This is a genomic window from Vibrio satsumensis, assembly GCF_050337435.1.
Classification (GTDB): domain Bacteria; phylum Pseudomonadota; class Gammaproteobacteria; order Enterobacterales; family Vibrionaceae; genus Vibrio; species Vibrio satsumensis.
Window position 1 is genome coordinate 224616 of sequence record NZ_JAKJSX010000006.1, and the last position, 21378, is coordinate 245993.

General features: G+C 44.5%; 24 protein-coding genes. 20 read left to right on the forward strand and 4 right to left on the reverse strand.

Annotated features, from left to right (window positions below):
* The first annotated feature begins 284 nt into the window (after positions 1-284).
* The 4 genes from L4C44_RS08515 (at position 285) to norW (ending at position 5073) form a co-directional block, all read left to right on the forward strand.
* On the forward strand, positions 285-1151 hold the full coding sequence (locus L4C44_RS08515; RefSeq protein WP_146492607.1) for a glycerol kinase: 867 nt from the start codon (positions 285-287) through the stop codon (positions 1149-1151).
* Positions 1152-1490: 339 nt separating this feature from the next.
* Positions 1491-2147, forward strand: coding sequence for an NAD(P)H-dependent oxidoreductase (locus L4C44_RS08520; RefSeq protein ID WP_428804864.1), 657 nt, complete (start codon positions 1491-1493; stop codon positions 2145-2147).
* A 264-nt stretch (positions 2148-2411) separates the two neighbouring features.
* Complete coding sequence (norV, locus tag L4C44_RS08525; RefSeq protein ID WP_372385466.1) at positions 2412-3917, forward strand: anaerobic nitric oxide reductase flavorubredoxin; 1506 nt, start codon at positions 2412-2414, stop codon at positions 3915-3917.
* A gap of 1 nt (position 3918) precedes the next feature.
* Entirely contained in the window at positions 3919-5073 is a 1155-nt protein-coding gene (gene norW, locus L4C44_RS08530) for an NADH:flavorubredoxin reductase NorW (protein ID WP_428804865.1), read from the forward strand.
* A gap of 201 nt (positions 5074-5274) precedes the next feature.
* On the opposite strand, the gene gltS is transcribed toward norW, so the two are convergent.
* Both gltS and L4C44_RS08540 read right to left on the reverse strand, forming a co-directional pair.
* Positions 5275-6501 (reverse strand): sodium/glutamate symporter, encoded by a 1227-nt coding sequence (gltS, locus tag L4C44_RS08535; protein ID WP_146492613.1) that lies wholly within the window; start codon positions 6499-6501, stop codon positions 5275-5277.
* A 316-nt stretch (positions 6502-6817) separates the two neighbouring features.
* Positions 6818-7174: a YibL family ribosome-associated protein gene (locus L4C44_RS08540; RefSeq protein ID WP_060980886.1), complete on the reverse strand. Its 357-nt coding sequence runs from the start codon at positions 7172-7174 to the stop codon at positions 6818-6820.
* 325 nt (positions 7175-7499) lie between these two features.
* Here L4C44_RS08540 and L4C44_RS08545 point away from each other — a divergent pair, with 325 nt between their 5' ends.
* Positions 7500-8297 (forward strand): DUF4344 domain-containing metallopeptidase, encoded by a 798-nt coding sequence (locus L4C44_RS08545; RefSeq protein WP_146492615.1) that lies wholly within the window; start codon positions 7500-7502, stop codon positions 8295-8297.
* A gap of 114 nt (positions 8298-8411) precedes the next feature.
* Here L4C44_RS08545 and L4C44_RS08550 read toward each other — a convergent pair whose 3' ends face one another.
* A complete protein-coding gene (locus L4C44_RS08550) occupies positions 8412-8798 on the reverse strand; it encodes a tautomerase family protein (RefSeq protein WP_017070218.1) in 387 nt (128 codons plus the stop codon).
* 252 nt (positions 8799-9050) lie between these two features.
* On the opposite strand from L4C44_RS08550, the gene L4C44_RS08555 reads away from it, so the two are divergent.
* The 15 genes from L4C44_RS08555 (at position 9051) to L4C44_RS08625 (ending at position 20782) form a co-directional block, all read left to right on the forward strand.
* The gene (locus L4C44_RS08555; RefSeq protein ID WP_146492617.1) at positions 9051-9671 is read left to right on the forward strand and encodes an LON peptidase substrate-binding domain-containing protein; all 621 of its coding nucleotides are present in this window, start codon (positions 9051-9053) and stop codon (positions 9669-9671) included.
* Positions 9672-9781: 110 nt separating this feature from the next.
* Positions 9782-10429 (forward strand): sigma-70 family RNA polymerase sigma factor, encoded by a 648-nt coding sequence (locus L4C44_RS08560; protein ID WP_428804866.1) that lies wholly within the window; start codon positions 9782-9784, stop codon positions 10427-10429.
* A complete protein-coding gene (locus L4C44_RS08565) occupies positions 10422-11102 on the forward strand; it encodes a ChrR family anti-sigma-E factor (RefSeq protein ID WP_146492618.1) in 681 nt (226 codons plus the stop codon). The genes L4C44_RS08560 and L4C44_RS08565 overlap by 8 nt, the downstream gene beginning before the upstream one ends.
* A gap of 132 nt (positions 11103-11234) precedes the next feature.
* Positions 11235-12182, forward strand: a complete 948-nt coding sequence (locus L4C44_RS08570; protein WP_146492619.1) for a YbgA family protein — start codon at positions 11235-11237, stop codon at positions 12180-12182.
* Positions 12179-13624, forward strand: coding sequence for a deoxyribodipyrimidine photo-lyase (gene phrB, locus L4C44_RS08575; protein WP_428804867.1), 1446 nt, complete (start codon positions 12179-12181; stop codon positions 13622-13624). Before L4C44_RS08570 ends, phrB begins: the two co-directional genes overlap by 4 nt.
* 14 nt (positions 13625-13638) lie before the next feature.
* Positions 13639-14070 carry a nuclear transport factor 2 family protein gene (locus L4C44_RS08580; protein WP_146492621.1) on the forward strand — a complete coding sequence of 144 codons (432 nt, stop codon included), beginning with the start codon at positions 13639-13641 and terminating at the stop codon, positions 14068-14070.
* The gene (locus L4C44_RS08585) at positions 14070-14801 is read left to right on the forward strand and encodes an SDR family NAD(P)-dependent oxidoreductase (RefSeq protein ID WP_146492622.1); all 732 of its coding nucleotides are present in this window, start codon (positions 14070-14072) and stop codon (positions 14799-14801) included. Before L4C44_RS08580 ends, L4C44_RS08585 begins: the two co-directional genes overlap by 1 nt.
* 2 nt (positions 14802-14803) lie before the next feature.
* The gene (locus L4C44_RS08590) at positions 14804-16075 is read left to right on the forward strand and encodes an NAD(P)/FAD-dependent oxidoreductase (protein WP_428804868.1); all 1272 of its coding nucleotides are present in this window, start codon (positions 14804-14806) and stop codon (positions 16073-16075) included.
* Entirely contained in the window at positions 16072-16878 is an 807-nt protein-coding gene (locus L4C44_RS08595) for a DUF1365 domain-containing protein (protein WP_146492624.1), read from the forward strand. Before L4C44_RS08590 ends, L4C44_RS08595 begins: the two co-directional genes overlap by 4 nt.
* Positions 16879-16996: 118 nt before the next feature.
* A complete protein-coding gene (locus L4C44_RS08600) occupies positions 16997-18277 on the forward strand; it encodes a class I SAM-dependent methyltransferase (RefSeq protein ID WP_428804869.1) in 1281 nt (426 codons plus the stop codon).
* Positions 18255-18776 carry a DUF2878 domain-containing protein gene (locus tag L4C44_RS08605; RefSeq protein WP_428804870.1) on the forward strand — a complete coding sequence of 174 codons (522 nt, stop codon included), beginning with the start codon at positions 18255-18257 and terminating at the stop codon, positions 18774-18776. Before L4C44_RS08600 ends, L4C44_RS08605 begins: the two co-directional genes overlap by 23 nt.
* A 3-nt stretch (positions 18777-18779) precedes the next feature.
* Positions 18780-19355 (forward strand): chalcone isomerase family protein, encoded by a 576-nt coding sequence (locus L4C44_RS08610; protein WP_428804871.1) that lies wholly within the window; start codon positions 18780-18782, stop codon positions 19353-19355.
* Complete coding sequence (locus tag L4C44_RS08615) at positions 19352-19894, forward strand: DUF3833 domain-containing protein (RefSeq protein WP_371714036.1); 543 nt, start codon at positions 19352-19354, stop codon at positions 19892-19894. The genes L4C44_RS08610 and L4C44_RS08615 overlap by 4 nt, the downstream gene beginning before the upstream one ends.
* A gap of 253 nt (positions 19895-20147) precedes the next feature.
* Positions 20148-20411 carry a hypothetical protein gene (locus L4C44_RS08620; protein ID WP_017061275.1) on the forward strand — a complete coding sequence of 88 codons (264 nt, stop codon included), beginning with the start codon at positions 20148-20150 and terminating at the stop codon, positions 20409-20411.
* A gap of 131 nt (positions 20412-20542) precedes the next feature.
* On the forward strand, positions 20543-20782 hold the full coding sequence (locus L4C44_RS08625) for an RNA recognition motif domain-containing protein (RefSeq protein ID WP_017057644.1): 240 nt from the start codon (positions 20543-20545) through the stop codon (positions 20780-20782).
* A gap of 157 nt (positions 20783-20939) precedes the next feature.
* Here L4C44_RS08625 and L4C44_RS08630 read toward each other — a convergent pair whose 3' ends face one another.
* A complete protein-coding gene (locus L4C44_RS08630) occupies positions 20940-21284 on the reverse strand; it encodes a ribosome recycling factor family protein (RefSeq protein ID WP_428804872.1) in 345 nt (114 codons plus the stop codon).
* Positions 21285-21378: the final 94 nt, after the last annotated feature.

Here is a 21378-nt window from a genome sequence, read left to right on the forward strand (position 1 = left end):
AAGGCACACCTTAAAAACTATAAACCATGTATGAAAGAACGCCATTCCAAGTGTGTTTTCTATGCACCCAGATGAATTTATCTTGTTATTTTGTAATTTAATTACAAAAACAGATTAATGCCTGTTTTTCAAAATTCTGATTTTCCTAGCGCCCAAACTTCAAAATACATGAACAATGAAGGAGCGAAATTGCGTAAAATAGATGTGTTATTCTAGTAATCAGTTCCTTTGTAATTCCTATCCCAACGTTATCCAGTAGCCCAATAACGACTTAAGAGAAGACTATGTCAGACAAGATCTCCACATCGGCTCTCGCTAAACAGAGAGATATAGACGCTAAAACTCTATTCAGTGACCTAAAAACGGCCGGCTATATCGTACGTTCAGAAGACCGCTGGGTGCTGACCGAACGAGGGGAAAGCTTTGGTGGGGAATATGTCAAACACAAAAAGTTTGGTGTCTTCATTGTATGGCCAGAGAAACTGCTCATCGACTTGGACACCTTCTCAGGGCAAACACTAACCGCAACTCAGCTCGGCAATGCCTTTCAACTCAGCGCAAAGAAAATCAACTTACTGCTCAATGAGCTTGGTTGGATCACAAGAGAAGAAGACGGTTGGCACGTTACCTCGACAGGTTTAAAGGCCGGTGGTGAACAGAGAGAAGATAAAGCCACACAAAACTTATTCGTGGTGTGGCACGATTCATTGGTTCGCAATAAACGTTTGAAGCAGTCTGTTGTTGAATTCCTAGGGCATGATGCTGAAAGCCACTCGACCGATGTGTCATTCTCCAGTTTTCGTCAGAAATTCGAGGCGAAGCACCGAAGCTTAGATGGGCATTATGTTCGATCAAAGGGAGAGCTGATCATCGATAACTGGCTTTATATGGCAGGAGTGGTTCATGCGTACGAGCGACCGCTTCCGATATCAAAAGAAGTGATCAGCGATTTTTATCTACCAAGTGGCAAAGTGTACATCCAGTTTTGGGGAACCGATTCCGCGCCAATCGCCGAAGATAAACGTGAAACTACGAGAAAAATCTATGAAGAGCATGGTTTTGGCTTAATCGAAATCACGCCAGAAGATATCCCAAATCTAGACAGCGTACTTCCACCATTATTGCGTCAATATGGCATCAAGGCGTACTAAACGACTGAATCTAGACAATTCAAACCTATTAAGATCACACTTATCGAATCATTATGGACATTATTAACCATAGTGATTTGATATGTTCGCTATTTTTCCCGAGTAACTCTTCTATTATCTTACACCCATCGACTTGAGCTACCGCAGATACTCGATTTCTTGGGGCATGTTCGATAGCCATTTAAGCGTTCAGCCTTTTAAGCGTTCAGCCTTTTAGAGGCTGACTGTTCTAGAAACGACTTCTATAGAGATCTAGCCTAAATGCGTTATCCGTTTATTGTTGACGTTACCGAACATAAAACCCTACAACATTTATATTGATAGATATTAGGATTCAACATGACTCATCCAATCATTTCAGATCTAAACACTCGCTACACAGCTAAAAAATACGATGCAGAAAAGCGCATCTCTGCGGAAGACATGGAAGTAATCAAAGAAGCACTTCGTTTGTCAGCTTCTTCTATCAACTCTCAGCCTTGGAAATTCATCATCATTGAGAGCGACGAAGCAAAACAACGTTTCCACAACACTTTCGAGAACATGTTCCAGTTTAACCAACCACATGCGAAAGAAGCGTCACACACAATCCTGTTCGCTCACGATCCTAAGTACACTAAAGAGAAATTCGCGAAACGCGCAGATACGGAAGTAAGCTCTGGTCACCTACCTGCTGAAATGTATGAACAGTTTTTAGGTGCTTACGCATTCGCAGAAATGAACACTGACGAAACAGGTTTCAACGGTAACTGGACTAAATCTCAAGTGTACATTGCACTGGGTAACACACTGCACACACTTGCTCGCCTTGGTATCGCTTCAACTCCAATGGAAGGTGTAGACGCGGCTATGATCAGCGAAGAGTTTGCTGATGAGCTAGAAGGCCACGTTGTTGATGTAGCACTAGCTATCGGTTACCACAAAAACGGCGAAGACTACAACCACGGTAAACCAAAAGCGCGTTTAGCTCTTGATGAAGTCGTGACTACGCTTTAAAAACTAACAAATAAATTGCACTGCTTTATTTGGCCAGACTCTTGTCTGGCCTTTTTTATGCGCGTCTTTTGGCTATTAATCAGCATTGAAAACCACCCGAGTCAAATGGACACTTTAGAATCATATTAATCACAATGCTAAGGATGTCATAAAGACACAAAAACAAGCTCGAGAATTAAACAAACCATTCAAAAACAACACCTTAAAAACATGGCACGACTAGTGCAATGATGACCTTAGATATTTCAATAAGGTATTATCATTATGACTATTCACGTTAAATCAAATGTTCACTGGGTCGGCGTCCATGATTGGGAAACCGAACACTTCCATGGTAAGGAATACCACATGAACAAAGGTACTAGCTATAACTCGTACCTGATCCGTGAAGAGAAGACTGTACTTGTCGATACTGTCGATCATCGCTTTACAGAGCAATTCCTTGCAAACCTTGAGATGGAAATCGACATCAACGAGATCGACTACATCATTTGTCAGCATGCCGAAGAAGACCACTCAGGCGCACTCTCTGCGCTACTGGCTAAAATTCCGAATACACCGGTTTATTGTACTGAAGCTGGAGTGAACTCCATTGTTGGCCACCACCACCAACCAGACTGGAACTTCAGAACCGTAAAAACTGGTGACACTCTTGATGTCGGTAACGGAAAACAACTTATCTTCGTAGAGATGAAAATGCTGCACTGGCCAGACTCAATGGCGACTTACTTAACCAGTGATGAAATCCTGTTTAGTAACGACGCTTTCGGCCAGCACTACTGTGACGAGAACCTATTCAACGACCAACTAGACCAAGTTGAACTGCATGAACAGTGCCTGCGTTACTTCTCGAATATCCTGACGCCGTTTGCGCCGCTGGTTAAAGCAAAGATTGAAGAAGTGCTGAGCTTAGGCGTACCGATCGATGTCATTGCTACTTCTCACGGCTGTATTTGGCGCGACAACGCGACTCAAATCGTTGAGCAATATTACGAGTGGTCTAAGGCCTACAAAGAAGATCGTATTACCATTGTCTACGACACCATGTCGAACAACACTCGTATGATGGCTGATGCTATCGCAAAGGGTATCCGCAAAGGCAGCCCAGAAACGGCAATCAAAGTGTTCAATATTTCTAAGCACGATAAAAATGACATCCTTGCCAATGTCTTCCGCTCAAAAGGCGTGCTCGTTGGTTCATCGACCATGAACAATGTGATGATGCCGCAGATCGCAGCCTTACTTGAAGAGATACACGGATTACGCTTTGCAGGTAAAAGAGCAGCAGCCTTCGGGTCTTCAGGTTGGACTGGTGGCGCTGTAAAACGCATTGATGCTCGCCTACGTGAAGCGAACTTCGAGGTTAGTGCACCACAACACATCCACTGGAAACCAGACACAGATGCCCTTCGTCAATGCATTGATTACGGCATGACACTGGCCGAGGTTTGGCGTGTAGAAGCAGACGAAGTAAGCGCACCGAAACAAGTATCACGCAATGTAACACCGCTTGAAACCACACCTGCACCTGCAGAAAACACTGCCGAACTCAAAGACACGACAGAGCAGGAAACAGAAGTAGCTCAAGATAACTCAGTACACACGGCAGACTGCACGTGCTGGCGTTGTACAGTGTGTGAATGGGTATACGACCCACAATTAGGTGAACCGTACCAAGGTGTTGAACCAGGAACACCATGGGCACAAGTGCCTGACGACTTCCTTTGCCCTGAGTGTCATTTAGGCAAAGAAGTATTTGTGGAGAAGTAACATGTCGAACATTGTGATTGTGGGTGGTGGTTTCGCTGCCCTACAAACTATCAAGATGGTACGTAAACTCGACCAAGATATCGCGATCACCATGATCACGGCGGACTCGGGGGTTGAGTACAGTAAGCCGAACCTTTCGCATGCGTTCAGTCAGGAACAAACGCCCGAAACACTCACCGTACATAATGCTCAGCAGTTAGCTGAGCAGTATAACGTGGTTATTAAAACTAAAGCGCTCGTTAGCGAAATAGATATCGAGCAACAGTATATTCGTGTCGATGGCCAACCAATCCACTACACAAAGTTAGTGTTAGCAACGGGGGCCACACCATTTATTCCACCAGCAAAAGGGCTAAAACGCAGCGCGACCATTACTCTCAATAGCTTGGAAGAGTTCGAGAAACACAAGGCTCAAGTTGACGATGCCCAACGAGTCACTGTGATTGGTGGCGGCCTGATCGGGGTTGAGCTCGCCTTCGATCTTCAAACTGCGGGCAAAGATGTCACGATCATCGAGCCCGCGAGCTATCTATTAAGCAGCTTGGTGCCACCTTTCGTTTCTCTAGAATTGGAGCAAGTATTAAGAAAGTCAGGAGTCACCGTTGAAACCGATTCTGCAGTGTGTAGAGCAACTTATCTGCCTGATGGCGTCAGGCTACAAACTACCGCCTCACGATTAATACGAACTGATATCGTGATTGCAGCAGCAGGGCTAAGACCAAACATAGCTTTAGCAACACAAGCGGGAATAGTGGTAAACAAAGGGATAGTGGTTGATGAAACCATGAGAACCAGTGCCGAGAATGTGTATGCGATCGGTGACTGCGCCGAAATCGAAGGTCGTGTGATGGCTTATCTGCAGCCCGCTATTTTGTCTGCAAACGTGTTGGCTAAGCAGCTGACTATAAAAGTGGGTGAAGCAAATCTCAGCTTGCCTCATATCATCACCAAGGTGAAAACACCGAGTTATCCTATTCAGCTGGCAGGGCGCAATATTCACACAGCTCAGATCTGGGAAACTCGATTCGATCCTAAAGGCATTGTCGCCAAAGGCTTCAATGAAGATAACCAGTTGGTTGGATTCATTGTCACAGGAGAGCACATCAAGGCTGCATTTCCTTTACTAAAGGAGTTGCAAATAAGTTCACCATCATAAGTACAAAGGTGTAAAAGCAGTCGACGCATTACATAAATCGGCTATATTCAACACAAAAATGCACATCAAATTCGGGAAAATTTGATGCTTATACTAGAGCAACTCGAGTATAAGCAAGCAATAAAAAAGCCAGTCAACAGACTGGCTTTCTTGTATTCATCTTAGTGCGATGAGCTTATCGCACTTAAGCAAAGGCGAACATTAACCGATAAACGAGATATACCCTTGCAGGATAATCAAGTTAACAATATCAATGAAGAACGCTCCAACAATTGGCACCACCATGAAGGCTTGTGGCGATGGTCCGTATCGATTCACCAAAGAACCCATGTTCATTACCGCTGTTGGTGTTGCACCTAGGCCGAAACCACAGTGACCACCCGCCATAACCGCTGCGTCGTAGTTAGAACCCATTACTTTGAACGTCACAAAGTAAGAGAAGATACCTAACACAACCGCCTGAACCGCAAGGATAGCCAAGAATGGAATCGCAAGGTCAAAGATGTTCCAAAGCTTAAGGCTCATTAGCGCCATTGCTAGGAATAGTGACAATGACACCGTACCAAGAATATCGACCGTTTCGCTGTCAGTCTTATGCAGCTTAGTCACTTCAAACACGTTAGTGATGAACACACCGATAAACAACGCGTAAACGAAGTCAGGAATCATCAACCAAGAAATTTCAAAAGTCGCCACCCACTGCTCTAGGTACCTCGCACCCGTGATACAGATAAGAAGGATGAACAACACTTCAATCACCTTCTTCGCCGTCACTTTGTCTTCTTCATACTCGTTGTAAGTAACAAGTTCAGGGAAGCGTTCGTGCGTTTGCGTGCCAGTGCCGTACTCAGATTCAAGTTGGTTTTTGTCAATCAGCTTTTGCGCCACTGGGCTACCGATAATACCACCGATGATCAAGCCAAAGGTCGCTGAAGCCATTGCGATTTCTAACGTATTTGCAATGCCAAACGTGTCTGCAAAAGTTTGAGACCAAGCCGCGCCTGTGCCATGGCCACCCGAAAGCGTGATAGAGCCAGCAATCAAACCCATCAAGGGTTCAAGGCCTAGTGCCGTTGCTAAGGTTACGCCTACACCGTTTTGGATAATGATGTAGACCGACGCCACCCCTAAAAATAGGAAGACTTTGGCACCACCTTTCATTAGCTGCGTGTAGTTAGCCGCAAGGCCGACCGTTGCAAAGAACATCAACATGAAGGTGTTCTGCAAGGGCAAAGAAAACTCAAGATCAAGGCCATTAAAGTGCAGGGCTGTAATAGCAAAAGCGACAATCAAGCCGCCGACAATGGGCTCTGGGATGTTGTACTTTTTGAGAACCGGAAGCTTTGCATTGACGAAATGACCTAGAAACAAAACACTAATCGCGATTAGGAAGGATTCTAGTGGTCCAATTGAAATTAATTGATTCATATAACCTCTATTTTTTTACGTTCTCATCTTCCTTAATGAGTCTAGTTTTATCTGTAATTATTTGTGCTGCTCTACCTATATTTATTGCAAACTGGAGAGAAATTGTGGATTAGAAAACGAACACATTACTGCGGTCGCTTAGTGCCATGTTAGTAGCACGTTAACTTTTATAGGAGATAAAAGGATTTGTGACAACAATCACCTCCAAAAAGTTAAAAACGGCGTGAGTATTTTTGCCGTTGATTCTGCTTTTTCAATACCTAAAAAAGCAAAAAGGAGCTATTGCTAGCTCCTCTTTCATCACCATCGCTGGTAATTAGAATTTTTTCGGTGCGTAACCAGTCATAACCTCAATGCGAAGCTCTTTACCGATCTTTGTCATTGGGTGAACAATTACAAGCCCTTTTACAGACTTCTTAAGTTTGCCCATATCCGCTTGCTCAGCCTTAGTAATCTCGCGGCTAAATGGCATATCAATCAGAGATTTACGCTCTTGATTCACATCGTAGCTTTCTTTGTGTTTAAGCTGGGCAATTTTCTTAGTTAGCTTCTTAATCTCTTCCTCGAACTGACGAACAACAGGACGATCATTACGAGTTTTAGCAGCATCTAACTTGTGGCGACACTTGTCTAGACGGTTGTTAATTTGTTGAAGTTCGTTTTTAACACTCATAATAATTTCCTAAGATTTAACAAGCCAATTCGGATTGGGGCGCGGAGTATAGCACAAGGGTTCTGTTGAACCGAAATTTATCTGTTAATTACCAACAAAACCGAATCACACGAACACCACTCATTCAGCTCACCTATCCTTTATGACGAATATCTAAACGGTTTTTTATTGATAGGATAGCGCCTACTTCAAAAATTGCAGTCCTCGATGCATCAAAATTCCGTCTAAACTTATACTCTAACGTAGTAACTAACTCAGGGTACACAGCTTGGGGTATCCACTCCTGCAACGACTCTGATTCGTAGCGTAATCACAAGGATAGCCGATGACATTATTGAAAAGAACATTGACCTGTAGCCTAGCTCTGAGTTCAATGTTTGCCGCAACTTATGCATCTAGTGAACAAACAGCCCAAAGTAACTTAATCGTCGAATACTTTGCACCGAAAAATGCCGAAGAAGAGCAGCTCAAACGCGAGATTCAAAGCAGTGGCGTTAATGACACCGTGATTGAACTATCAAGCCAACTCTTCATGTTTGAAAAGCCGTTAACCATTAAATATGGCGGGGAGGAAGGACCGCTCTACGATCCACAAACCCATCAAGTGCTGATCCCTTACCGCTTTTACGCTGAGTCACTCAATTACTTTGAGCAGAACCAATATGAAAAAGAGTATGGCAAATCTGCGCAAACCGGCGCTATTGATACCTTGCTACACACCCTGCTACACGAAGCTGGGCATGCTTATATTGAAGACCAAAAGATTGCCATCTTGGGCAAAGAGGAAGATGCGGTAGACAACCTAGCAACCATCCTATTACTTAACTATGTGGAACATGGCGCCGATGCCGCGATCAGCGCAGCAGACATGTTCGCTTTCGAGTCAGAAGACCGCCCGGAGTATTACGACTTGGGGGAATACATCGACGAGCACAGTTTCGATCTGCAGCGTTACTTCTCCACGTTATGCTTGGTGTATGGCAGCGACCCCGATGCTTATAAAAACTTGCTCGATGAAGTGGAAAACGACTATTTGAAAGATAGGAAAGAGTTCTGTGTCGAGCACTTTGACGTGATCAATGAAAATTGGCATCAGTATTTAAAAGAGAGTGACGATACGTAGATGCTTAGAGGTTAGTGTCGAGAACGAGACAAAACGGCTTTGGCATCAAATTCCAAAGCCGTAACCCGATAGGTTGGCTCAAGTCTTACGTGTTAAGAGTTAAGAGTTTAAACCCTAGACCTTCACTTTATATTTCAGATCTTGAGCTTCATCGCCCGTCATGCCTCGAAATCCCCAGCAGTGCGATGGCTGTTCCTTAATGGTGATTTCGATATCAATTGGAGAGATAGCTAACTGCTTCTCTATCTCAGAAAATATCTTCTTGATTAAGCGCTTTTTGGTGTTTACCGCCCGACCTTCCATCATGTTGATCTCAATGACGGTATAGGCTTCTGTTCTTCCTTCCGGGTAAAAGAAGTCATCTCGTTCCAATGGCACAAATCGATGTGCTCGCTTGTCATCGGGTAAACCCATCTCACTGTTCAAGCACTGCTGCAACACATTAGAGAGCTGCAACTTAATTGGATTTAAGCACTCTTTGATACCATAAATAACAATCATGACCATTCCTTTGATGCAATGTTAGGTATAGAAGAACGTCAGATAGAAGCATCGTCTTGCGACCACCCATTCGCTTACTATTTGTACACATATTACCTAATGACGCGTATGAGAAAAGGTAAAAACAATGAATTTATGAACAGGTGCAACAAAATACCTATCCCTTTGCAAACATAAGCCGAAGCGAATTGATCGAACACCACCCTCCCCGCGTATATCTTCTCAAATCACATTTGAACTAAGGAGTGCTATGTGCCGAATTCACCGAGGAAGACCACGCCGACAGACGCCGAACTAGAAACACCCATAGAGTCTTCTCTCGAGCTCGCTGTGTTTCCTCTCCCTATCTTCCTTCTCCCCGGAGGCAGACAAAGACTGCGCATTTTTGAGCCAAAGTATCTCGCGATGGTTGCTCACGCAGCGCAGAGCGATGGTTTCATTATCTCCACTCAAGACAACTCGAACCCTGATCATCTCAGTTCTTGGGGAACAAAGGTGAACATCGTCGACTTCAATATGTCGGATGACCAGATATTGGAAATTGATGTCGAAGGCGAAAAGTTGGTGCAACTTCATGACTCGTTTCGAGACAATGATGACTTGATTAAAAGCAAGTTCAGCTTGTTGCCCCACTGGCCAGCCCATGAATATCAAGTGCCAAACGTGTTTACCGCATTTTTGGTTCAGTTGTTTCGCGACCACGATTCGATAAGAACACTCTATCCCACTCCAGATTTCGAGAGTCCTCAATGGATCTGTGCACGATTGCTCGAAATGATGCCTATCCCATTGGAAAAGAAAACAGAATTTACTGAGCCTGCTAGTTTTCCGTCTCTAGTTCCTTTTTTGAATCAAATCATCACGGGGCAATAAGCATTTTTCTTCACTATAATTTTGTATAGTGGAAATTAATTTAAATTTAAGTGATCCCGACCTTCAACTTACACGTAGTGCCTCTCAAATTCGCATGATGGTTATTTACTATGCAAGTCGAAAGTAGAAGTTCAGGGAAAGGCAAGGAGCATGTCATTATCCCAGACAAAAAAACAACGACCGAATCCAAAGTTCCAGCAGAGCTTTCAATCTGGTTGATCTTGGTTGGTACAGACAGAGACAAGCAGGCATTTACCTGTTTGTTCAAGTTCTTTGCTCCCAAGATAAAGCGTTTCGGAATTAGTAAGTTAGGTGGTGAAGCTGCTGCAAACGAGCTAGTTCAAGACACCATGACCAACGTTTGGAAGAAAGCTCATCTGTATAAAGAAGACAAAGGCGCTGCGACGACTTGGGTCTACACGGTCATGCGAAACGCTGCTTTTGATATGTTGCGCAAAGTAAAAGCAAAGGCTGAACAAACAATCGCAGACGACATCTGGCCTATCGACGCGATGGTTGCGGAATCTCAGAGTGATCAATTACCGTTTGGCGATCATTTGATGAGCCGACACGTAATGACCCAAATAGAGAAGCTGCCTCTGGCCCAGAAAACTATTGTCAAAGGTGTTTACTTTCAAGAGCTCTCTCAAGAGCAACTCGCTCAGCAACTTGGCGTCCCACTTGGAACCGTGAAATCACGTCTAAGACTTGCTTTAGCCAAACTTAAGGTTCATATGGGGGAACAAAGTCATGATTAAACATCACCCAAATGCTGAAATTTTGAAAGATTTTGTCGATGGCACGCTCGCAGACTCTGTTTCTTTGATTGTTTCTAGTCACGTAGAACTGTGTGAACACTGCCAACAGCAAGTTAAGCAGCTTACCGCTGAAGCGGCGAATAACGTATTCGACGCGGATTCAGTATTTTCAAGCGATGACCTAAATAGCTTCTCAATGGACGATATGGGCTTTGATTTCGACGCGATTGATCAAATCACTGCTGATTTATCTCAAGCAGTGGAAGTTGAGTCAAAGGTAGAACAAGTTACCGTTGCAGACACCACATTCACTATCCCTCGCGCTCTAAATTCAGTGGCGAGAAAAGACTGGATGAACCTAGGCAAAATTTCACGCGCAAGACTCGACTTTGATGACGAAGCACATCACACAAGTTTGCTGCATATCGATAAAGACGGACAAGTGCCTTGCCATACTCACAGAGGTTTCGAGATCACGCTTCTTTTAGAGGGTAGCTTCGAAGACGAGATGGGGGTCTACAACAAAGGCGACTTCATCTGGCTAGATGGCAATCATACTCACCAACCGGCTACTAAAGAAGGATGTGTGTGTTTAACGGTTTCAAGTGATGCCTTGTACTTCACTAAAGGCGTGAGTCAACTGTTCAATCCATTAGGTAAATACATTTATTAGATTGAGTACATTTACTTGACGCGTCAAGTTGGCTAGGTAGAAAAATAATAACCTAACTAAAGCAACGCGAAATAAGTAATAAACCACATAACATAAGAATAACGATGAGCAATGAACGTGAGGATTTGACCAATGGATAAGAAAATAAAAATAGGCATCAGTGCATGTGTCGCCGGTCATAAAGTTCGGTTCGATACCGGACACAAACGTTCTCGCTTCTGCACAGACGATCTTGCAGATTATGTAGAACTTGAGCCGGTATGCCCTGAAATGGGAGTTGGACTGCCAACGCCTCGCCCAACTATTCGTCAGACACGGATGTTAGACGATATCATTCACGTCTCCCGTCCAGACGGTTCTGGTGATGTAACCCAGGAGCTGATCGAATTCGGTCAAAACTACTCGAAGAACAACCAGCACATTGCTGGATTCATTGTTTGCCAAAAGAGCCCAACTTGCGGCATGGAGCGAGTGAAAGTGTACCACCACCATGGTCGCGGCTCTGAATCGACTGGCGTAGGCATGTTTACCCAACAAATTATGGACGCTAATCCGTTACTTCCCGTTGAAGAAAACGGCCGCCTTAACGATCCCATTTTGCGTGAAAACTTCATGACTCGAGTATTCACTTACCAAAAATGGCTCGATCTTGTGGATGAAGGTGTAACAAAGCACAAGCTGATCCTATTCCATAGTGCACACAAGTACTTGGTAATGTGTCACCACGTTGAGAGTTACAAAAGCTTAGGCAAACTGTTAGCGGGTAATGAGTTAGAGATTGACGAATTGGCGGCTCAATACATCGAAGGCTTGATGACGGCGTTATCGCATCACGCCAATAGAGGCAGTCACGCCAATACTCTGCATCACTTACAAGGTTACTTTAAGAAGCAATTGAGCAGCACGCACAAGCAAGAGCTCACCAATCAGATTGCATCATTTAGAGAGGGCGTAATTCCACTGCTAGTGCCCCTAACGTTGATAAACCACTACCTAATGGAATACCCAAACGAGTACTTGGAGTCACAGGTTTACCTAAACCCTCACCCACAAGAACTTAAACTGAGATACGGATATTGAGCAACATTCTATGGATAAGACGAGACCTGAGGATTCACGATAACCCAGCGCTCGTCGCGGCAGTTGAAAACGGCGTGTCTATCGCCGTTTTTATTTCAACACCACAGCAATGGCAGCAACACCACCTTGCACCAATCAAAGCCGATTTCATCTATCGTCACCTAAAACAGCTCGAATCCCAGCTCGCTAAGTTTGGGATTTCATTACTGCACCTCAAAGCCAGCGATTTTGATGACCAAGCCCGACAGCTCATCGAATTATACGAACAACTTGATGCGAAGTGCGTATATGCAAATTCAGAGCCTGAGGTAGATGAACAAACTCGCGATAAAAAGCTGATAACAAGCGGCCTAAACCTGAAGATAAGCGACTGTGACGTTATGCTGCCATTAGGTAGCGTGCTGAATAAACAGGGCGAAATGTTCAAAGTCTTTACGCCCTTTAAGAACGCGTGGCTAAAAGAAGTTCAGGCGAAAGGCATCACCTGTAGCCCTGCTCTTGTCGCACCCGCTAAGCTTCAACAAACACAGCGTCAACAAACTCAACGTTCACAAGAAGAGCTTTCTAACGACTTAAGAGCTTTAAGAATCTCCGCTGAGTATGATTTCGACTTTCCTCATGTTGATTCCAGCCGTTGGCCATTAAGCCAAGAAGTGCTGGGCAATGTGATACCTAACTTCCTAGCCAACAAGGTCAACAACTATGCGCGCCTGAGAGACATTCCCTCGGTCAAAGGCACGTCTGGTCTTTCGCCATATTTGGCTATCGGCGCAGTCAGCCCTCGTTGGTTAGCGATTCAATTGATTCAGCAACAGCCTGACTTATTATTTGATACTCAGTTGCCAGCCTTTTCTTGGCTCAATGAGTTGATTTGGCGAGATTTTTATAAGCATTTGATGTTCCATCATCCTAAACTGGTTAAAGGTGCGAACTTTCAACAGAAATACAACGGCTTAGATTGGTATCACGACAACCCGAGCTTCAAGGCGTGGTGCGAAGGAAAAACAGGCTACCCATTAGTTGATGCAGCGATGCGTCAATTGGTTGATACAGGCTGGATGCACAACAGGCTCAGAATGGTGGTGGCAAGCTTCCTAACCAAGCACCTGCTGATCGATTGGCGTTGGGGCGAACGTTTCTTTATGTCGCACCTTATCGATGGTGATTTCAGCGCGAATAATGGCGGTTGGCAATGGGCTTCAAGTACTGGCTGTGATGCTCAACCTTACTTTCGAATTTTCAATCCGATCACACAGAGTGAAAAGTTTGATCCGAAAGGAATTTTTATTCGTAAGTACATACCAGAGCTGCAAAATATTCCTGACAAGCATGTGCATTTTCCACATGATTACATTGCAAAAAACGGAATTAACAGCGAATACTGGCAACCCATCGTTGAGCACAAAGAAGCACGATTGAGAGCCTTAGCCTTCTTCAAATAATTAGAGCGAATATTATGGATAACTCTCTATGGCTTGATAACTTTATCAACATGTATCGAGAACTCGGAACCGACAATTTCGACGTGCTTAAGACGGTTTATCACCCTGATATCGAATTCCAAGATCCGCTGCATCATGTCAGCGGAATTGCGTCGCTTACCCACTACTTCGAGAATCTCTACACTCAGGTAACGAGCTGTTACTTTCATATCGAACACACTTTCGAAGCGAACGACGAAGCTTCGGTTTACTGGACGATGCAATTTGCTCACAAGCAATTAAATGGGCAAAAGCCGATCGAAGTACAAGGACACAGTCATCTCAAGATGCTCGACGGTCAAGTGATCTACCACAGAGATTACCTCGACGTCGGTTCTATGTTGTACGAACACATTCCAGTACTGGGCTGCGCGATTAAATCCATCAAAAAGAGAGCGAGCAGATAATGCGTATTATGATTACAGGCGCGACTTCAGGTATCGGCCAATCACTCGCTATCGATTACGCTCAACAAGGGCATCAGGTGATTGCTTGTGGCCGTAACTCAGACAAGCTGCAAGCATTAGTTGATTCTCACGAGACAGACATCGTGCATTCATCAATTACACCGCTCTGTTTCGATCTGACCGATTACCACAACTTCCCAGAAATTGACCAAGACAAGCCGCTCGATCTACTGATTCTAAACGCGGGTGATTGTGAGTACATCGACGACCCAGTGAATTTTGATGCCGAGCTTTTCGAGCGCGTCATCAACATAAACTTAATTTCAATTGGCTACGCCCTTAAAGCCTGGTTAAAAAACATCAAGCCCGGCGGCCGTTTGGTTTTAGTAAGCTCCAGCGCCAGCTTTTTACCTTTGCCAAGAGCCGAGGCTTATGGCGCTTCAAAGGCAGCCCTCACCTACTTAGGCAGAACACTGTCGGTTGATCTGGCCGAGCACAATATTCATGTCTCAATTGTGCACCCAGGCTTTGTTGAAACGCCATTAACCGAGCGAAATACTTTCTCTATGCCTATGATTATTAGTAGTGAGGCCGCAACTCAGCGAATCGTAAATGGTATTGCTCAAGGAAAGAGTGAAATCGATTTCCCAAGACGATTCATCATGTTGATGAAGCTACTAAGAATGCTTCCAACTCCAGTTTGGCAAAAACTCGCTTCAAGGATGGTATAACAATGAAGAAAATCGCCATTATTGGGTCAGGTATCTCTGGACTCACTTGCGCACACATATTAGATAAGCACCACGACGTGACCGTATTCGAAAAAAACGATTATGTTGGGGGCCACACAGCCACCGTTGATATTGAACATCAAGGCTCGGCGTTTTCGATAGATACCGGTTTCATCGTATTCAATGATCGAACCTATCCAAATTTCAATCAGCTACTCGAACAACTCGGTGTTGAAAGGCAACCTACCGAGATGAGTTTCAGCGTTCACAACACAACGACTAAGTTTGAATACAACGGCCACAGCATCAACTCTCTGTTCGCTCAACGAAGTAATATTTTCAAACCTCAATTTTGGTCTTTGGTATCTGACATTCTCAAGTTCAACAAACTGTGTAAGGCTCAATTCGAAAGCAATAAGTTCACACCGGATGTTACCTTGGGCAGCTTCCTGCGCGACAATCAATTTTCCGATTTTTTCAGCCAACACTACATCTTACCTATGGGCGCGGCAATTTGGTCGACAAGCTTAGAGGAGATGGAAGAATTTGAGCTTAAATTCTTCATTCAATTCTTCTACAACCACGGACTACTCGACATCGCGAACCGTCCACAATGGTATGTGATTCCTAAAGGGTCGCGCTCTTACGTTGAAATTATCCTTTCACGTTTGAGTAAGCCTGTTGCACTGAATACATCGATTAAACAAGTCACTCGCCAAGAAACGAGTGTCGCGGTTGAATTTGAAGATGGCAGCACACAAAACTTCGACGAAGTAATCTTTGCCTGTCACTCAGACCAAGCCTTACATCTGCTTGGTGATGCGACAGAGCAAGAGCAACAGGTACTGGGCGAGATCCCATACAGCCGCAATGAAGTGGTTCTGCACACCGATATTCGCTTATTACCAGACAGAAAACTGGCTTGGGCAAGCTGGAACTACATGTTGGATGGCGACAGTAAACGACCTGCCTGTGTGACTTACAACATGAACATTCTGCAAGGCATCGAAAGCCAAGACACCTTCTGCGTCACCTTGAATCAAAGCGAAGCCATCGACCCAGAGAAAATCATTCGCAGCTTTGTATATCACCATCCAGTATTGAACTCCAACACGGTCAACGCACAACAACAGCGAGATCGAATTTGCGGTAAACAGAATACGCATTTCGCAGGCGCGTATTGGTACAACGGATTCCACGAAGATGGCGTTCATAGCGCGCTTGATGTGACCAAACGCTTCGGCTTAGATTTGAGTACGAGTTCGACATTATGAACACGCACACCATGACACCCGACATGGGGATCACATCCGAAAAGAGTGAAGAGCTCAGCGGTATCTATTGGGGTAATGTCAGACATCGCCGTTTTGGCGACATCACCCACGAGTTCAGTTATCAGCTTTATATGATGGGGTTAGATCTTGATGAACTGCCCCAAACCACAGCGCGCAGTGCTCTGTTCGGAACTCGATGGTATAACCCGATTCGCTTTGTCGAATCGGATTATCTCGCTGAAAAAAAAGAAAATGTCTCAACGGATGAACCAAAATCACTTAAGCAACGTATAGCTTCCAAAGTGCAACAACTTGATGGTGTTTGGTCTGATTCAAACCGTGTGACGATGCTGGCTCAGTGTCGCTGTTTAGGTATCTATTTCAGCCCAATCAACTGTTTCTTCTGTTATGACGAGACTGGAGATTGTAAGTACATGCTGGCTGAGGTGAGTAACACGCCTTGGCGAGAAAGACATTACTATCTCATCGACATGCACCAAGAATTAAAGGTAAAAAAAGAGTTTCACGTTTCGCCGTTCATGGACTTGAACATGACTTATTTTTGGAAGATTAAGCCACCAGCGAAACGCACGTTAGTCCACATCGAAAGCCGCCGAGACGACAAGCTTTTCGATGCGACACTAGCTCTGACAAAACAGTCAGTAACCAAGACAAACATTAGACGGACAGTATTCAAGATTCCGGCGATGACGATAAAAGTCGTGATGGGAATTTATTATCAGGCTCTCAAATTATTCCTGAAAAAAGTACCGTTTGTGGCGCATCCAGACTCAACATCTTAAGCGTCTTAACAACAACTAAATAATAGAACTCGACCCAAGCTTGGGTTCGCTCCAACCAAGGGGCATAACCCAGCTTAGTTGGCACAAAATATTAGAATGAGTTATCAGCGAGGTTTACATGGAACAGCTTGCCAAACAAAACAACAACATTGAACAACAAGCTAAAGCCGTTGCTGTTTCAAGCAACTGTAAATATCGAGCTTTAATCTTCAAGGTTTTAGAAAGCCTACAATTCGCCACGCTTGAGATCATTGAGCGCGACCAACATTCGGTATTTGGTGATCGAGAAGCCGAATTGAAAGGTCGAATCGTGATTCATGACGCGACCTTTTTTAGAGATGTCGTTATCAACGGCAGTATCGGGGCATCTGAAGCGTACATCGATGGTAAATGGACCAGCCCAAATCTGACGCGCGTGATTCAAATCATGGCTCGTAACCAAGCCCAATTGGACGAGCTTGATGACAAGACACAGTGGATATCTCGTATTAAAAACCTATTGCTGCGTCGTAAGAATGCCAACACCGAGCAAGGCTCCAAGCGCAACATTCTGGCTCACTACGACATTGGTAACGAGCTGTATGAACGCTTCCTAGACAGTTCGATGCAATACTCATCCGCTATCTATAGCGAAGATGCACAAACCCTATCCAAAGCTCAACAGAACAAAATGAAAACCATTTGTGAGCGATTAGAGCTGTCTGAGAAGGATAGCGTGGTTGAGATAGGCACTGGCTGGGGTGGCTTAGCCATCTTCATGGCGCAACACTACGGTTGTCATGTCACTACAACCACAATCTCAGATGCCCAACACGCACTTGCAGAACAGAGAGTCAAAGCACTTGGTTTAACCGACAAAATCACCCTACTTAAAGAGGATTATCGCAACCTTGCAGGTAAGTATGACAAGTTGGTCTCTATCGAGATGATAGAAGCGGTCGGCCATGAATATCTACAAACCTTCTTTGAAAAATGTTCGTCGCTACTCAAACCTTCAGGCAAGATGCTGATTCAAGCAATTACGATTGCTGACAGCCGTTACGATAAATACCGTAAGGGCGTCGACTTTATTCAGAAGTACATCTTCCCAGGTGGCTGTTTACCCTCCGTTTCAGTCATGACACAACACCTTGCGACCAGTACCGACCTTGTGGTTCAAGAGATTGACGACATTGGCCTACACTACGCTCGAACGCTTAACGACTGGAACATCGCCTTTGAAAATAGCTGGGAAGAACTTGAGTCTCTCGGCTATTCAGAAGAGTTTAAGCGCTTGTGGATCTTCTACTTCTGTTACTGTGAAGGTGCATTCAAAGAGCGAGTGATCAGCACTCACCACGTTGTAGCCAGAAAACCTCGTTACTTTGGAGCAAAAGATGAAACGGTTTTGGATTATTAATCTCGTACTGTTTCAAGCGACCTGGGTTTGCAGCGCCTTCTTTACAGCGCAAGCCCCGTTCGTTACACCACTGATCGTGATTGTCCATTTCCTTCTTTCTCCGACTCGCAATAGCGATCTCAAAATCCTCTGTTTGTTACCTTTGGGGCTACTGCTCGATAGCTTGATGCTTCATTTTGGCGTGTTCGCTGTTGATCCTGATATCGCCAATCAAACCATATTCCCAGTGTGGCTTGTATGCCTGTGGGTCATGTTTTTAATCAGCTTCAATCACAGCCTAAATTGGCTTTTAAAATGCTCGAAAGTGATCTTGTTTGTCATAGGGTTCGTAGCAGGTACTAGTAGTTATTGGGGAGGCATCAAAGCAGGTGCCCTTCTGACTACTTGGCCAGATGCATCGGTAGTTGCTGCCCTTGCAATAAGCTGGGGGGTTTTGTTGCCCTTACTGGTGGCCGCCTACTCCAACTTAGTACAACCTAAAATGGCATTATCGAGGTGACTTATGGCTTCTCCACGCAACCCGAGACAAACGTTCAAACCTGAGAGCGTTTTTGTTCGCGCTCATCAACAACTAAAAAACAAACTCTTCGCCTTCATCACTTTATCGCTAATCCTTGCAGCGCTTCTATTTACCGGAAGCGCAAAAGCCTCAGCCGTCGATGACTTAAATAAACGCGGCCAAGGCGAAATGAGTTACCTATTTTGGACACTCTACTCTGCTGAATTCTATGCCACACCAACCAATTCCGAGCGCGCACTCAAGCTTGAATATTACCGCGCTATCGATAGCAAAGACTTAGTCGATGCAACCGAAGATCAATGGAACAAGCTTGGCTACTCTAACATCAACATTCAACGTTGGTTGAAGCCGTTGTACGCGATGTGGCCAAACGTAGAAGCAGGAAGCACTCTCACGATTCGCGTAGCTGAAGATAATGTCAGCCGCTTTTACTTTGATGAGCAACCAATTGGGGTAATCCAAGACAAACAATTTGGTGAGGCCTTCTTAGCGATCTGGTTATCTGAAAACACATCCGAGCCCGGTCTTCGCAAACAACTATTAGGTTTAAATAAATGAATCCAAAAACAACAATGATAAAATTCGCTCTGACACTGCTTTCTCTCACTTGGCTAGCTGGATGTGGCTCTGCAAGTTTAAAAGATCACGTAGACACTACGCCAGAGCTCAAGCTTGAAACCTTTTTTAATGGCGAGCTAATGGCCTACGGCATGGTACTCGACCGCTCTGGTAACCTACTGCGCCGCTTTGATGCCAAACTTATCGCGACTTGGGACGGTGACAACGGAGAGATAAAAGAGTGGTTCTCTTTTGCTGATGGCGAGCGCTCAACTCGCGTTTGGAATCTGATAAAAACCGGTGAAAACACCTATTCAGGCACTGCCAATGATGTAGTGGGTACTGCCTATGGCGAGACCCAAGGTTCGGCTCTGTATTGGAAATATGACCTAGAAATCCAAGTAGACGGCAGCACTTATGAGGTGGTGCTCGATGATTGGATGTTCTTAATGGACGACAAACGCTTGTTCAACAAAACTGAGATGTCCAAGTTTGGCTTTAAAGTGGGAGAGGTCATCTTATACATCGAGAAGATTTGATTTAACTGCCGTTTCTGACTGTCAGCTTCAAAGCAATAACTACAACTACAACTACAACTACAGTACGTAACAGCCCATAACGAAAATTGTGGGCTGTTTTGTTTAATCCCTCGAATAGCATACCTGTATGCTCAAGCCTCTGTGCTAAGATGCGCCACCAGCATACAAATGGGCTAGGCTCATACTCAGTATTTCCTGTTTGTTTCGCTTAGCGTAGATTCCCTACCATGAATAATTGAAAAGGCTTTAAAGCATGAGCAAGTTGACCTCAGCGGAGCGTAAAGCTCGCGATAATGAACGTTTCTCACAACGCGTAAACGACCGCAGAGAAAAAGGTGAAGACGTAGTTGCTTACGCACTGACCAACAAAAAAGCTGTAAAATTCCTGACTAAGTCAGAGAAAAAACGTTTCAACGAAACGAGAGCGACTCTTCAAGAAGAGAAGCGAGTAAAAGAACAAGAAGAGCTTAACCGAATCGAAGATGCGTTCACCATCAAACAGTTCGACGACGAATAATCACGTTTGACTACTCAAAAGCGCTGGCTCTGCGTAATAAAACCAAGCAAGCGTGATCTCAAATTATTATGTCAGGGTGGGCACAAAAATGTGCGACAATACTCGGCGTAAATTCATATTCAAGGTTTATTATGAAACTTCTAGTTCGTAACCTATCGCGCTCTACTTCTGAGCAAGACATCCGTGTGCTATTTTCTGAGTTCGGTTCAGTAAAAGAGTGCAGCCTAGTTTTAGACCAAGAAACTGGCGACTCAAAAGGCTTTGCTTTTGTTGAAATGCCAGAGCACGAAGAAGCTAAAGCAGCACTAAACAAGCTGAACATGACTAAGCTTGGCAAAAACACGATTCGTGTAAAAGTAGCGAACTCTTAATTGAGCCACGCTTGATAAGCCACGTGGCTTAGCTTAACGGCAGCACAGATGATAAAGCCCGTAACGATATTCCGCTGAAAAACGTAATATCGTTACGGGCTTTTTGCTGCTCGCGATTCTCTTTTTACAACACGACCGGCATACTTAATGCTCGCGTTTATAACCCTTCATGTTCATCAATAGCACGCCTTGCTTCTGCCATTGAACATCCAGATTCCATCACCAGCTGAGCGACCGTCATCGAGGGTGTCGCCGCTAACAGCGAAGCCAAACACACCACAGGTTTAGGCAGTACTTTGTCGATTGCAATTGCTATCCAACCGTCTTTTTCATGGGTGAGCAGGCTTTTAAATTCAACGAGTTGATGCTCTTGAGCGACCAACAGCCAATTACGCGAACGACGAACTCGTTTCAACTGACATCCACATTCCGCAGCATTCGCCATCACTTGGCTTTTATCACTCACACGATGTACAAAACTATTCAATGGGACGCTAAACATAACTCTCTGCCAATAAATCTCTATCAATCATTAAAGCGCCAGTACCCGCAACTCAACACTTCAATCACAACTCAATAAAACCCTGAGTAGGATT